The 12,465-nt window shown below is 73.1% G+C and carries 12 protein-coding genes; 8 read left to right on the top strand and 4 right to left on the bottom strand.

The annotated features are described in order from the left end of the window. Positions 1 to 726: chaplin family protein (locus tag ACZ6BB_RS14680; protein WP_471615567.1), on the top strand; the 726-nt coding region annotated here is incomplete at its 5' end. Between the two features lie 70 nt (positions 727 to 796). Here the strand turns inward: ACZ6BB_RS14680 and ACZ6BB_RS14675 are convergent. Next, positions 797 to 985: a DUF5703 family protein gene (locus ACZ6BB_RS14675; RefSeq protein WP_005485166.1), complete on the bottom strand. Its 189-nt coding sequence runs from the start codon at positions 983 to 985 to the stop codon at positions 797 to 799. Between the two features lie 48 nt (positions 986 to 1,033). Between ACZ6BB_RS14675 and ACZ6BB_RS14670 the strand changes: the two genes are divergently transcribed. Then, the gene (locus tag ACZ6BB_RS14670; RefSeq protein ID WP_319369290.1) at positions 1,034 to 1,678 is read left to right on the top strand and encodes a hypothetical protein; all 645 of its coding nucleotides are present in this window, start codon (positions 1,034 to 1,036) and stop codon (positions 1,676 to 1,678) included. A 58-nt stretch (positions 1,679 to 1,736) separates the two neighbouring features. On the opposite strand, the gene ACZ6BB_RS14665 is transcribed toward ACZ6BB_RS14670, so the two are convergent. Both ACZ6BB_RS14665 and ACZ6BB_RS14660 read right to left on the bottom strand, forming a co-directional pair. Beyond that, positions 1,737 to 4,034, bottom strand: a complete 2,298-nt coding sequence (locus ACZ6BB_RS14665; RefSeq protein WP_471615566.1) for a helix-hairpin-helix domain-containing protein — start codon at positions 4,032 to 4,034, stop codon at positions 1,737 to 1,739. Beyond that, complete coding sequence (locus tag ACZ6BB_RS14660; RefSeq protein ID WP_471615565.1) at positions 4,031 to 5,014, bottom strand: aldo/keto reductase; 984 nt, start codon at positions 5,012 to 5,014, stop codon at positions 4,031 to 4,033. The genes ACZ6BB_RS14665 and ACZ6BB_RS14660 overlap by 4 nt, the downstream gene beginning before the upstream one ends. Before the next feature lie 210 nt (positions 5,015 to 5,224). On the opposite strand from ACZ6BB_RS14660, the gene ACZ6BB_RS14655 reads away from it, so the two are divergent. Beyond that, entirely contained in the window at positions 5,225 to 6,280 is a 1,056-nt protein-coding gene (locus ACZ6BB_RS14655) for an LLM class F420-dependent oxidoreductase (protein WP_471615564.1), read from the top strand. Positions 6,281 to 6,532: 252 nt separating this feature from the next. Further along, entirely contained in the window at positions 6,533 to 7,321 is a 789-nt protein-coding gene (locus ACZ6BB_RS14650; RefSeq protein ID WP_471615563.1) for a ferritin-like domain-containing protein, read from the top strand. Between the two features lie 109 nt (positions 7,322 to 7,430). Here the strand turns inward: ACZ6BB_RS14650 and corA are convergent, their stop codons facing one another. Continuing rightward, positions 7,431 to 8,423: a magnesium/cobalt transporter CorA gene (gene corA / locus ACZ6BB_RS14645; RefSeq protein WP_471615562.1), complete on the bottom strand. Its 993-nt coding sequence runs from the start codon at positions 8,421 to 8,423 to the stop codon at positions 7,431 to 7,433. Positions 8,424 to 8,527: 104 nt separating this feature from the next. Between corA and ACZ6BB_RS14640 the strand changes: the two genes are divergently transcribed. From ACZ6BB_RS14640 to mshC, 4 genes are all read left to right on the top strand, one after another. Next, entirely contained in the window at positions 8,528 to 9,214 is a 687-nt protein-coding gene (locus tag ACZ6BB_RS14640) for a histidine phosphatase family protein (RefSeq protein WP_471615561.1), read from the top strand. 96 nt (positions 9,215 to 9,310) lie between these two features. Further along, on the top strand, positions 9,311 to 9,901 hold the full coding sequence (locus tag ACZ6BB_RS14635) for a DUF3090 domain-containing protein (protein ID WP_471615560.1): 591 nt from the start codon (positions 9,311 to 9,313) through the stop codon (positions 9,899 to 9,901). Further along, positions 9,865 to 10,731, top strand: coding sequence for an SCO1664 family protein (locus ACZ6BB_RS14630; protein ID WP_471615559.1), 867 nt, complete (start codon positions 9,865 to 9,867; stop codon positions 10,729 to 10,731). Before ACZ6BB_RS14635 ends, ACZ6BB_RS14630 begins: the two co-directional genes overlap by 37 nt. Before the next feature lie 256 nt (positions 10,732 to 10,987). Continuing rightward, the gene (mshC, locus tag ACZ6BB_RS14625; protein ID WP_471615558.1) at positions 10,988 to 12,217 is read left to right on the top strand and encodes a cysteine--1-D-myo-inosityl 2-amino-2-deoxy-alpha-D-glucopyranoside ligase; all 1,230 of its coding nucleotides are present in this window, start codon (positions 10,988 to 10,990) and stop codon (positions 12,215 to 12,217) included. Positions 12,218 to 12,465 lie beyond the last annotated feature (248 nt).

Here is a 12,465-nt window from a genome sequence, read left to right as displayed (position 1 = left end):
TGCTCCAACGGCGGCGGTGGCGGCGGTTACGGCGACCACGGCCACGGCGGTCACGGTCCGTCGTACGGCGGCTCCCACGCGGACGGCCACACCGGTGACTCGCCGGGCGTGGCCTCCGGCAACCACGTACAGGTTCCGGTGCACATCCCGGTCAACGTGTGCGGCAACAGCGTCGACGTGGTCGGCATCGGCAACCCGGCCACCGGCAACGACTGCTCCAACGGCGGCGGTGGCGGCGGTTACGGCGACCACGGCCACGGCGGTCACGGTCCGTCGTACGGCGGCTCCCACGCGGACGGCCACACCGGCGGATCGCCGGGCGTGGGCTCCGGCAACAGCGTGCAGGTCCCGGTCGACGTGCCGGTCGACGTGTGCGGCAACAACATCGGCGTGATCGGCATCGGCAACGGGGTCACGGGCGACGACTGCGGGAACTCGGGCGGCGGAGGGGCGCACGAGAACCCGGACGGCGGCCACCGGACCCCGCCGGGCGACTCCGAGGAGGCGTCCCCGCAGACGCCGGACAAGCCGGTCCGGCCCGGCGACGAGATCCCCCGCGGGGACACCAACACCCCGGGCACCCAGACCGTCGACCGGCCCGACGGTGTCGCGCAGCTCGCCCAGACCGGCGGCGACCTGCCGCTGGGGCTCGTCCTCCCGGTGGGCGCGGGCGCTCTGATCGGGGGCGCCCTGATCTACCGCAAGGCACGGGCGGCCGCTCTGTAACCGGCCCCGCCCCGCCATGACGGAAGCGGGCCCCGCAGTCGCGGGGCCCGCTTCCGTCATGCCGCGCGCGTCACCAGGTGGCGCGCACCTGGCGGATGATCCGTCGGCGCAACCGCACCCTGCGGCTGCCGTCACGCAGCAGGCTCAGTCGGTCCAACTCCCAGTGTCCGTACTCGGCATGGTCCGTCAGCAGGCGTGTGGCGTCCTTGCGGGAAACCCCGCGCGGTACGTACACGTCGACAAATTCGTATTCCGGCATCGGTATCTATTGTGCGGGCTGGGGCCCGGTACGGATAGCGTCTGCACTATGTCTGATGCTGCGCAGCCCACCGCTGCCGAGGTACGCGCCGCCGCCGAGGCGGTCAAGACCGCGCTCGACCGCCACCTGGCCGCGGTCGAACGCCGGTCGGGGGAGGACGACCCGGCCGTCTACGAGGCGTTCAACGAGCTGGCCGCGGCCGCCGAGGAGTACGACGAACTGCTCTACGACCGCTACGACGAGGTCACTCCCTTCGAGATCCCCGGCACCGAGGACATGCCGCCGTACACCGGCCCCGAGGAACCCGGCGCGCTCAGCGTCCTGATCCGCCGGGACTACACGGTGGCCGAGCCGCAGCGTCTGCTGGCCCAGGCCCAGCGGGTGGAGGCGGCGGAGGAGCCGGCCGGCTCCGAGGGGGCGGCGAGCACCGTGCACGGTGCGCTGGGCCTGCTGTTCGGGGAGTTCGAACCGGACGAGATCGTCTCCCGGCACAAGGAGTTCGGGCTGGAGGAGGGCGACTCCACGCTCTGGGTGACCGCCGCGGACGACAGCGCCGATCCCGGCGAGTGGCTGGAGGCACCCTTCGACGGGGTCGATCCGCAGCGGGTCGTCTGCCGCTTCGACGTCAGCGCGGTCTTCGACGACGAGCCGGACGACGACGAGGACCTGGAGCCGCTGGACGCGGACCGGTAGCGGTACCCGGGGCACCCGGCGGCTCGCGGGGTGCCCCGGTCCGGCGGCACGGCACCCTCTAGCCCACCGGGGGCACCTGGGCCCTCAGCAACGCGGGCAGCCTTGTGGTGCGGGGCTTCGCCGGGGTCTCGGCCACGGCTCGCGGGAGCGCCTGCTCCACGCCGTGCACGACGGACAGGTGCCGCTCGGCCCGTCCGAACGCGGTGTAGACCCACGGGCGCGTCAGCAGCCGTGCCGCGTCGCCCGGCAGCACCACGACCGCGGCCGGCCACCGCTGCCCCACGGCCTGGTGCGCGGTGAGCGCCCAGCCGTGCCGCACGGTCTGCTCGACCCGCTCCTTCGGTACGACGACGGCCGTGCCGGCGCACTCCAGATGCAGCCCCTCGGCGTCGGCCTTCACCACCCGGCCCGGCGTCGAACGGCCCGGCACGGGGGAGTAGGCCACGCGGTCGCCCGGGTCGAACCCGCCGAAGCGGCCCGGGCCGGGGTTCAACCGCTCCTTGAGCGCGGTGTTGAGCGCGCGCGTGCCGGCCGCCCCGCCGTGCCCGGTAGTGATCACCTGCACCTGCTCGGCGGGGATCCCGAACGCCCTCGGCACCGAGTCCACCACGAGCTGCGCGGTCCGGTGCACCGCCTCGCCCGCGTCCCGCACCGGCACGATCACCACCTCCTTGCCGGGCGCGTCGACCTGGTTCAGCTCCCCGATCCCGATCCCGGAGACCAGTTCGCCGACGGGCCCGGGGTCGGGTGTCCGCGAGGCGATCTGCGGGCAGGCGCGCGCGGCCAGCAGGTCCGCGAAGACCCGGCCCGCCCCGGCGGACCACAGCACCCCCGGGTCGCCGCTGAGCACCAGCCGGGCCCCGTCGGGCAGCGACTCCATGAGCAGGGCGGCGGTCTCGACGTCCAGCTGGGGCGCGTCCAGCACCACGAGCAGGTCGAGGTCGAGGGCCCCGTCCCCGTCACGGCCGGGTCCCTCGGCGCCGGACAGCAGCCCGGCGAGGGTCGTGACGGCGGCGGGGTCGACCCCCTCGGCGGTGGCCGACCCCTCGGCGGCGGCCGGAGGGGAGACGAGGCGCCGCCTTCCGTCCGCGCCGTGCGTCGCCGCGTACGCCCGCAGTCCCAGTGCCCGGGCGGCCGTGAGCAGCGCCGCCGGTTCCGCGCGGGCCGCCTCGCCGCCGGTGTGCAGCACGAGTCCGTGTCCGGCGACGGCGCGGATCAGCTCCGCGGCGGAGCGCGGTGCCGAGGCGGCCGCCGACGCCCAGTCCGCCGTGTCCTGCTTGGGCAGGGAGTTCATGACGCGGGCGAGTCCGTCGGCCAGGCTCTCCTCGGCGAGGGCGTAACGCTCCAGGCCGACGAGGACACGGACCGGGCGCTCCTCCCCCGCCTCGTCGCCCTCGGTGCCGTCGGCCGGGGGCGCGGGCCGGGCCGCGGTCGGGGTGTCGTCGAGCGCGTCCTGGAAGACCAGGGCCTCCCCCTCGGCGACGGCGTTCTGGACGGCATCGTCGGGGTCGGGCACGGAACGCTGGGCGAGCGCGGCCTCCAGCGCCGGGGCCTCCAGCGCCGTGTGCCCGGCGACGGCCGCCTGCTCCAGCAGCCACACGGTGACCGCGCGGCCCCGCCGCTCGTCGTCCGGGCCGCACTCCGCGCCGAGCAGCGCTCGCGCGAACCCGTCGGCCTGCTCCGGCCGTACACCGGCGACCCGCAGCAACTGCCAGGGATCCGCGCGCAGCCGGGCGCCGGCGCCCTCACCCAGAGCCTCGACGACCTGCGCCACCAGCGCCTCGGGGGCGCCGCCCTCGGCCAGCACCGCGCGGACGTCCTCGACGGTCTCCTGCGAGAGGGCCGTCGCACCGGCCGCGGGCGTCACCGGCTGCGGCCGCCGAACGGCTTCCGGCGCGGGCCGGCGCGGAGCGGGCTCCGGCCCGGCGAAGGCGGTGGCCGTGGGCTTCTGCCCGCCCTCCACGGCCCGTACGGCGGCCAGCAGATCGGCGGCCGTGCCGCTGAGCCTGGCCCCGCTCGTGATGGGTGCCTTCTTCTCCGCCTTGCGCCGCTCGATCCGCTCCCGCTCCAGCCGCTGTGCCGCCAACTCGGCCTGAGCCTCGGAGGTTTCGGGCGCGGCTTCGGTGCCGTCACCCGCGGTCCCGTCGGTGTCGCCCGCGGTCCCGTCGGCGTCGCCGTCGGCGGCCTCTTCACCGGCCTCCGTGTCGCCCGCCCCGTCGGTCCCACCGGCTTCGCCCTCGGCGGTGACCCCGCCCTCGGCCTCCCGGTCGCCGGGCGCGTCGGTGCCGTCGGCGGAAGTCCCGTCGCCCCGTCCCTCCGGCTCGTCCGGCTCCGTGGTCGCGGGCTCCGTGCTCACAGCGTGCTCCAGTCGTGATCGGGATAGCGGTGCACGGGCGCCGACACGTCGTCGAGAGCCCGGCAGATCTCGTCAGGAAGACTAAGGCTCTCCACTGACAGTGCCCCCGTGAGCTGCAGCGCGTTGCGCGCGCCGATGATGGGCGCGGCCACGCCGGGCCGGTCGCGGACCCAGGCGAGGGCCACCTGGATCGGGGTCACCGCAAGGCCGTCCGCGGCGGTCTGCACCGCGTCGACGATGCTGGTCGCCGTGTCGTCGAGGTACGGCGCGACGAACGGGGCCATGTGCTCCGAGCCGCCCCGCGAGTCCGGGGGCGTGATGTGGCGGTACTTGGCGGTCAGCACGCCCCGGCCGAGCGGGGAGGACGGGAGCAGACCGATGCCCAGGTCCAGTGCGGCGGGCAGCACCTCGCGCTCGACACCGCGCTGCAGCAGGGAGTACTCCAGCTGCGTACTGGCCAGGCGGGTGCGTATCCCGGGGGCCGCGAGCTGCCAGGTGGCCGCCTTCGCGAGCTGCCAGCCGCAGAAGTTGGAGACCCCGGCGTAACGGGCCCGGCCGCTGCTGACGGCCAGGTCGAGGGCCTGGAGCGTTTCGTCCAAGGGGGTTTCGGGGTCGTAGGCGTGGATGTGCCACACGTCGACGTGGTCGGTGCCGAGCCGGGCCAGGGAGGCGTCGAGGGCGGCGAGGAGATGGCCGCGGGAGCCGTCGAAACGGCGGTGGGGGTCCGGGACGCTGCCGGCCTTCGTGGAGATCACGAGGTCGCGGCGGGGCACGAGCCCGTCCATCAACTGCCCGAGCAGATACTCCGCCTCGCCGTCGCCGTACACGTCGGCGGTGTCGACGAGTGTGCCGCCCGCCTCCCAGAACAGCTTCAACATGTCCGCGGCGTCATGCTCGTCCGTGTCACGGCCCCATGTCAGGGTGCCGAGCCCGATCCGGGACACTCGCAGGCCGGTACGGCCGAGATGCCTCTGCTCCATGAACGGCGACATTACTGGCCGGAGTTCCCCACGTGGGGGCCTGTGGACAACCGATTTCCGGGTGCGCGGCCCCCCGGACCCGGTGCGGGCGACCGCATCCGACCCGCACCCGTCGCCGGAAATCCCCGCCTCGCGCGTGCCGGCCCGCGACAGCCCGGTAGGGTCGGCGCGACAAAGACGTTACTGATCGGTAAGGGAAGGCGGGTCTCAATGAAGCTCGGGATCAACCTCGGCTACTGGGGCGCCGGGATGGACGGGGACAACCTGGCCGTGGCCCAGGAGGCCGACCGGCTGGGTTACGCGGTGTGCTGGGCGGCGGAGGCGTACGGCTCGGACGCCGCCACCGTGCTCAGCTGGGTCGCCGCCAAGACCGAACGCATCGACGTGGGATCGGCCATCTTCCAGATCCCGGCCCGCCAGCCCGCGATGACCGCGATGACCGCCGCGACGCTGGACTCGCTCTCCGGCGGCCGCTTCCGGCTCGGCCTCGGCGTCTCCGGACCGCAGGTCTCCGAGGGCTGGTACGGCGTCAAGTTCGACAAGCCGCTCGCCCGCACCCGCGAGTACGTGGAGATCGTCCGCAAGGCGATGACCCGCGAGCGTCTGTCGCACGACGGCGAGCACTGGACACTGCCGCTGCCCGGCGGCCCCGGCAAGCCGCTGAAGCTGACCGTGCACCCCACCCGCGAGCACATCCCGCTGTACATCGCCGCGATCGGCCCGAAGAACCTGGAGCAGACCGGCGAGATCGCCGACGGCGCCCTGCTGATCTTCCCCTCGGCCGCGCACCTGGAGGACACGGCCGTCACGTACCTGCGAGCGGGACGGGAGAAGGCCGGCAAGACCCTCGACGGCTTCGACATCTGCCCGACCCTGCCCCTCGCCGTCGGCGACGACAAGGACGTCGCGACCCTCGCCGACACCTTCCGCCCGTACACCGCGCTGTACGTGGGCGGCATGGGCAGCCGCAAGCAGAACTTCTACAACCAGCTCGCCCGGCGCATGGGCTACGAGAAGGAGGCCGCCGAGATCCAGGACAAGTACCTGGCCGGCGACAAGGCCGGGGCCGCGGCCGCCATCCCGCACGAGCTGATCGACCAGACGACGCTGCTCGGCTCCGTCGAGCGCATCGCCGACCGGATGACGGCCTACGCCGCGGCCGGGGTCACCACCCTCACGCTCGCCCCGGCGGGCTTCACCCTCGACGAGCGGATCGCCTCGCTGCGGGCCGGTTCGCAGGCCATGGAGCTGGCCGGGCTCGGGTAACCCGAACGGCGCAGTGGCGGACGAGAATCGACAAGGAAAGTACTACGGCCGTGGTGGGGGCTCGGGGGTCTTCCCCGCCACGGCCGTCACCCGGGACAACGCGGCAGGCTCTGCTCGGTTACGCCCCCGCGCCGCTCCCCGCATCATTCATTCGGCGGATTTGTCCGACACAGCTGTTGCCCGGCTCCTGTCACCCCATTTGACTCGTTTTCTGCAGGACCCTGCCAGGCCCCTGCAGAGAGGTGTCCTTCGATGCTTTCGGCCAAGAGTCTGTTCCAGGAGATCGTCGACAACGACGAGTCGTTCCGGCTGTTCTGTTCCATCGCCGCCGGCGGGGAGACACAGGGCGGCTGGGAGAACGCGCGCATCGCCGCCCTCGTCCCGCCGAGCGAGCGGACGCTCGCACCCAAGATCACCCGTCATGGTGCCGACGAGGACAAGCACGGGCGGATCTTCAACGCCCTGATGAAGAAGCGCGGCCTCCAGCCCGTGGAGGTCCCCACCGAGACCGACTACACCATGCTCCTGGAGCGCGGCGGCATCGGCCTCGCGCACGAGAAGCTCAAGGCCGATGACCCCCTCTCGGTACAGGACGTCATCGTCTACCTGTGCCACAGCCGGGTCACCGAACAGCGGGCCGCCGACCAGATGGTGATGCTCCGCAAGCACTTCGCACGGCACCCCGAGATCGGCAAGGCCGTCCGGATGATCTCCGACGACGAGGACAACCACCTCGCCTACACCCACGAGGAACTGCTGCGCTACGCGGCGGCCGGACACGGCCGCTTCATCCAGCGGACCCTCCGTGAGTGCGCCCTCGCCGAGATCGCCGTCCACCGGGACGTCAGCCTCGCGGTGATGGACCGCATGGGGCGCATCCTGGGCTGGCCGAAGGCCAAGGCCGCCGTTCTCGCCGCGGGCATCCGGGCGGTGTACGCCTACGAGCGGGTCCTCGGCTGGCGCCGCATGGTCAGCCTGGAGATGCCGGCCCGTCGCGACGCCCTCGGCGGCCCGGCCACGGCGGCCCCCGAGTTCGCCTGACCTGCCTCCCGCCTACGCGCGCGGGCACGGAACCCCGCCACGCGCGCGTACGGCCCGGGGACCTCCGTGAACGGGGACGGCCACCGGGGCCTCCGTGAACGGGCGACGGTTACAGCCAGCCCCGGCGCTTGAAGAGCCGGAACACCAGCACCTCCGTCACGACCATCAGCGCCATCAGCGCCGGATACGACCAACCCCAGTGCAGTTCCGGCATGTGCTCGAAGTTCATGCCGTAGATCCCGGCGGCCATCGTCGGGATCGCGGCCATGGCCGCCCAGGCGGAGATCTTCCGCATGTCGTCGTTCTGGCGGACGCTCATCTGCGCCAGGTGCGCGGAGAGGATGTCGGAGACCAGCCGGTCCAGTCCCTCCACGGACTCGTTGACGCGGGTGAGATGGTCGTTGACGTCACGGAAGAAGGGCTGGGCCTTCTCGTCGACGAAGGGCACGGCGGCGGCGTTCCCCGTGGAGGAGAGCCGGTTGAGCGGTGCGGCGAGGGGTCCGGTCGCCCGGCGGAACTCCAGGACCTGGCGTTTGAAGGTGTAGATCCGGGAGGCGGTGTTGCGTGAGCCGCCGACGTCGGGCGAGAAGACCTCCGCCTCCAGCTCCTCCAGGTCCGTCTGGAGTTCGGTCGCCACATCGAGGTAGTGGTCGACCGTGGCATCCGTGATCGCGTACAGCACGGACGTGGGCCCCTTGCCGAGCAGTTCCGGCTCCTGTTCCAGGCGATGGCGTACGACGCCCAGCGGCGAGCCCTCGCCGTGGCGGACGGTCACCACGAAGGCGTCGCCGAGGAAGACCATCACCTCGCCGGCGGTCACGGTGTCGGTGGACGGCTCGTAGCCCACCGGCTTGAGGACCATGAACAGCGAATCGTCGTACACCTCCAGTTTGGGCCGCTGGTGCGCCTTCAGGGCGTCCTCCACGGCCAGCGGATGCAGTGCGAACTCCTCCGTGACCAGGGCGAACTCCTTCTCCGACGGTTCGTGCAGGCCGATCCACACGAAGCCGCCCGAGGCGCGGGCGGCGGCGAGGGCGTCGGAGAGGTCCTCGGGGCCCTCGGTGCGGTGCCCGTCGTGGTAGACGGCACAGTCGACGATCACAGGGGGTTCCTTTCTCGGGCACTTCGTCCACGGCCGCCCCGTGCGCGGAGGCTTTGTCCACAGGTCCGCAAGGGGCCGTCGGGTGGACGTCTAGGCTGGGGCGCATGCCCACGTTGATCCTTGTCCGGCACGGACGTTCCACCGCCAACACCGAGGGCGTGCTCGCCGGGTGGACGCCCGGGATCGCGCTCGACGAGCGCGGCGCCGCGCAGGCCGCGGCGCTGCCCGGCCGCCTGGCCGGCCTGCCGATCGCCGAGGTCGTCACCAGCCCGCTCCAACGCTGCCAGGAGACCATCCGCCCGCTCCTCGACGCCCGGCCCGGCCTCGGCCCGCACACCGACGAGCGCATCGGCGAGTGCGACTACGGCGACTGGTCCGGCCGCAAGCTCGCCGAGCTGATGGACGAGCCGCTGATGGAGGTGGTCCAGGCGCATCCGACGGCCGTCGCGTTCCCCGGCGGCGAGTCGATGCGGGCCATGCAGCACCGGGCCGCCGAGGCGGTGCGGGAGTGGAACGCGCGCGTGGAGCGTGAGCACGGGGCCGACGCCGTGTATCTGATGTGCTCGCACGGCGACATCATCAAGTCGCTCGTCGCCGACGCACTCGGACTTCATCTGGACCTCTTCCAGCGGATCTCTGTCGAACCGTGTTCCATCACCGCGATCCGTTACACCCGGCTCAGGCCCTTTCTCGTCCGGCTCGGCGACACCGGGGACTTCGCGTCCCTGGCGCCGCGCGAGCAGCCCCCGAGCGGTGACGCCACCGTCGGGGGCGGTGCGGGGGCATCGTGATCGTCAACCGCAGTAGGGTGAAGCGGTCGCGGCGGCGCTGAACCAGTCAGCAGCCGGCGCGGCCGGTCCCGACGTCGATTCCAATGGAGACAGGACGTGTCCCGTCAGGTGTTCCTCTACGACCCCCCGGACCGCTTCGTGGCCGGTACGGTCGGGCTGCCCGGGCGCCGGACCTTCTTCCTGCAGGCCTCGTCCGGGCAGCGTGTCACCAGTGTCGCGCTGGAGAAGACGCAGGTCGCCGCGCTCGCCGAGCGCATGGACGAGCTGCTCGACGAGGTCGTGCGGCGCAGCGGCGGCAGCGCCGCGGTGCCGGCCGTCGCGCCCAGCGAGGTGTCGGACACGGCGCCGCTGGAGGCCCCCGTCGAGGAGGAGTTCCGGGTCGGCACCATGGCGCTGGCCTGGGACGGCGACGAGGAGCGGATGATCGTCGAGGCCCAGGCCCTGGTCGAGCTGGACGCGGACTCCGAGGAGGATCTCGCCGAGGCGGAGGAGCGGATGCTCCAGGACGAGGAGAACGGTCCGCCGATGCTCCGCGTCCGCCTCACCGGTTCGCAGGCCCGTGCCTTCGCCAAGCGCGCCCTCGAGGTCGTCAACGCGGGACGGCCGCCGTGCCCGCTGTGCAGCCTGCCGCTCGATCCGGAGGGACACGTATGTCCGCGCCAGAACGGATACCGGCGCGGGGCGTGACCCCCTCCGCCTCCGCTGCCTCCGCCGGCTCGTCCCCGCCCGACCCGCCCTACGCCGAGCTGCTCGCCGAGGGCGAGTTGACCGTGCGCGGACGGGTGCGGGAGGCATCCAACGCCGTGCTGTACTGCACGGTCGCCCACGAGGGCCGCGAGGCCGCCTGCGTCTACAAGCCCGTCGCCGGGGAGCGGCCCCTGTGGGACTTCCCCGACGGGACGCTCGCCCAGCGGGAGGTCGCCGCGTACGAGGTGTCCGAGGCGACCGGCTGGGGGCTGGTCCCGCCCACCGTCCTGCGGGACGGACCGTACGGGCAGGGCATGTGCCAGCTGTGGATCGAGGGCGAGCCCGGCTCCGAGCTGCTGGCCCTCGTGGAGGGCGAGGAGGCCGGGGAGGGCTGGAAGGCCGTCGGCTTCGCCGAGGTCGGGGAGGGGGAGACCGCGCTCCTCGTGCACGCCGACGATCAGCGGCTGCGACGGCTCGCCGTCCTCGACGCGGTCGTCAACAACGCCGACCGCAAGGGCGGGCACCTGCTGCCCGCCGCCGAGGGAAGGCTCTACGGCATCGACCACGGAGTGACCTTCAACGTCGAGAACAAGCTGCGGACGCTGCTGTGGGGCTGGGCGGGGGAGCCGCTCACGGACGAGGCCGTGGGCGTCCTGGAGCGGCTGCGGGGCGCGCTCGGTGAGGGCGGCGCGCTGGCCGCGAAGCTCGTCGCGTTGATCACACCGGCCGAGCTGGACGCCACGCGGGAGCGGGTCGCCGCGCTGCTGAAGAGCGGACGCCACCCGGAGCCGAGCGGCGAGTGGCCGGCGATCCCGTGGCCCCCGGTCTGAGGGCCCCTGCCGGTGCCGAGCGGCAAGGTCCCGCTGCCCGGCCGTGCGCCCCACAGGGGCGCGGGGAACCGCGCGATCAGCCGTGTCCCGGCGGCGGTCGCCGTACCGCGCCCACCCGCGAGTCGAGGGGCGGCCCGCCCGCCCACCCACCCGGCCGCACCCGCGCAACAGCGCGCACCCCCGGGCCACGGGCCGGCGGGCCGAACCCCCGGAGGCGCCCGGCATAGTGATGCGACGATCGGGTTAGGCTCGTGGCATGCATGCCTGGCCCGCTTCTGAGGTCCCCGCCCTGCCCGGCAAGGGCCGCGACCTTCGGATCCACGACACCGCGACCGATGGGCTCATCACCCTTGACCCCGGTCCCGTCGCCCGTATCTACGTCTGCGGGATCACCCCGTACGACGCGACCCACATGGGTCACGCGGCGACCTACAACGCGTTCGACCTCGTCCAGCGCGTGTGGCTCGACACCAAGCGGCAGGTTCACTACGTCCAGAACGTGACGGACGTCGACGACCCCCTGCTGGAGCGGGCCGCGCGTGACGACATCGACTGGGTGGCCCTCGCCGAGAAGGAGACCGCCCTCTTCCGCGAGGACATGACCGCCCTGCGGATGCTCCCGCCGCGCCACTACATCGGCGCTGTCGAGGCCATCCCCGGAATCGTCCCGCTCGTCGAGCGGCTCCTCGCCTCCGGTTCCGCGTACGAACTCGAAGGAGACGTCTACTTCTCCGTCGAGGCCGACCCCGACTTCGGCAAGGTCTCGCGCCTGGACGCGGCCACGATGCGGCTGCTCTCGGCCGAGCGGGGCGGGGACCCGGACCGGGCCGGGAAGAAGAACCCGCTCGACCCGATGCTCTGGATGGCCGCGCGTGAGGGCGAGCCCAGCTGGGACGGCGGCTCCCTCGGCCGCGGCCGGCCCGGCTGGCACATCGAGTGCGTCGCCATCGCCCTCGACCACCTGGGCATGGGCTTCGACGTCCAGGGCGGCGGCTCCGACCTCGCCTTCCCGCACCACGAGATGGGCGCCTCGCACGCCCAGGCACTGACCGGCGAGTTCCCCATGGCCAAGGCGTACGTCCACGCCGGCATGGTGGCGCTGCACGGCGAGAAGATGTCGAAGTCCAAGGGCAACCTGGTCTTCGTCTCCGCACTGCGCCGCGACGGGGTCGACCCGGCCGCGATACGGCTCGCGCTCCTCGCCCACCACTACCGGGCCGACTGGGAGTGGACCGACCAGGTGCTCCAGGACGCCGTCGGCCGTCTCGGCCGGTGGCGGGCCGCCGTCTCCCGGCCCGACGGGCCGTCCGCCGAGGCCCTCGTCGAGGAGATCCGCGAGGCCCTCGCGCACGACCTGGACGCGCCCGCCGCGCTCACCGCGGTCGATCGCTGGGCCGCGCTCCAGGAGGAGCGGGGCGGTACGGACGAGGGCGCGCCCGGCGTCGTGTCCCGTGCCGTGGACGCGCTTCTCGGCGTGGCCCTGTGACCCACCTGAAGTAACGACTCTGCACGGGTGTCGCAGCCGGCACCCCTGTCCCGTGCCGTGGACACGGGACGAGAGTGGAGGGGTGCCTCCTCCGGGCCGGAGGAGGCACCCCTTCGCCTTTCCCGGGAGTCCCGTCCCGTTCCGTCCCGAACACGAAGAGGCGCGGCCCGGGCGGGAGTTCATGAAACCCGCCGTCCCCGGAAGCCGGAAGTGAACAGGGGCTCCCGGACGCCCGTCGCCGAGAACGC

This window comes from Streptomyces sp. NPDC041108 (assembly GCF_055592645.1).
This window is presented reverse-complemented; position numbering and strand designations above follow the sequence as displayed.

Bases quoted from the DNA above. Each gene is read 5' to 3' on its own strand.
- ACZ6BB_RS14675 (WP_005485166.1), bottom strand. From the start codon at position 985: ATGCCGGAATACGAATTTGTCGACGTGTACGTACCGCGCGGGGTTTCC.
- ACZ6BB_RS14670 (WP_319369290.1), top strand. From the start codon at position 1,034: ATGTCTGATGCTGCGCAGCCCACCGCTGCCGAGGTACGCGCCGCCGCC.
- ACZ6BB_RS14660 (WP_471615565.1), bottom strand. From the start codon at position 5,014: ATGGAGCAGAGGCATCTCGGCCGTACCGGCCTGCGAGTGTCCCGGATC.
- ACZ6BB_RS14655 (WP_471615564.1), top strand. From the start codon at position 5,225: ATGAAGCTCGGGATCAACCTCGGCTACTGGGGCGCCGGGATGGACGGG.
- ACZ6BB_RS14650 (WP_471615563.1), top strand. From the start codon at position 6,533: ATGCTTTCGGCCAAGAGTCTGTTCCAGGAGATCGTCGACAACGACGAG.
- ACZ6BB_RS14640 (WP_471615561.1), top strand. From the start codon at position 8,528: ATGCCCACGTTGATCCTTGTCCGGCACGGACGTTCCACCGCCAACACC.
- ACZ6BB_RS14630 (WP_471615559.1), top strand. From the start codon at position 9,865: ATGTCCGCGCCAGAACGGATACCGGCGCGGGGCGTGACCCCCTCCGCC.
- mshC (WP_471615558.1), top strand. From the start codon at position 10,988: ATGCATGCCTGGCCCGCTTCTGAGGTCCCCGCCCTGCCCGGCAAGGGC.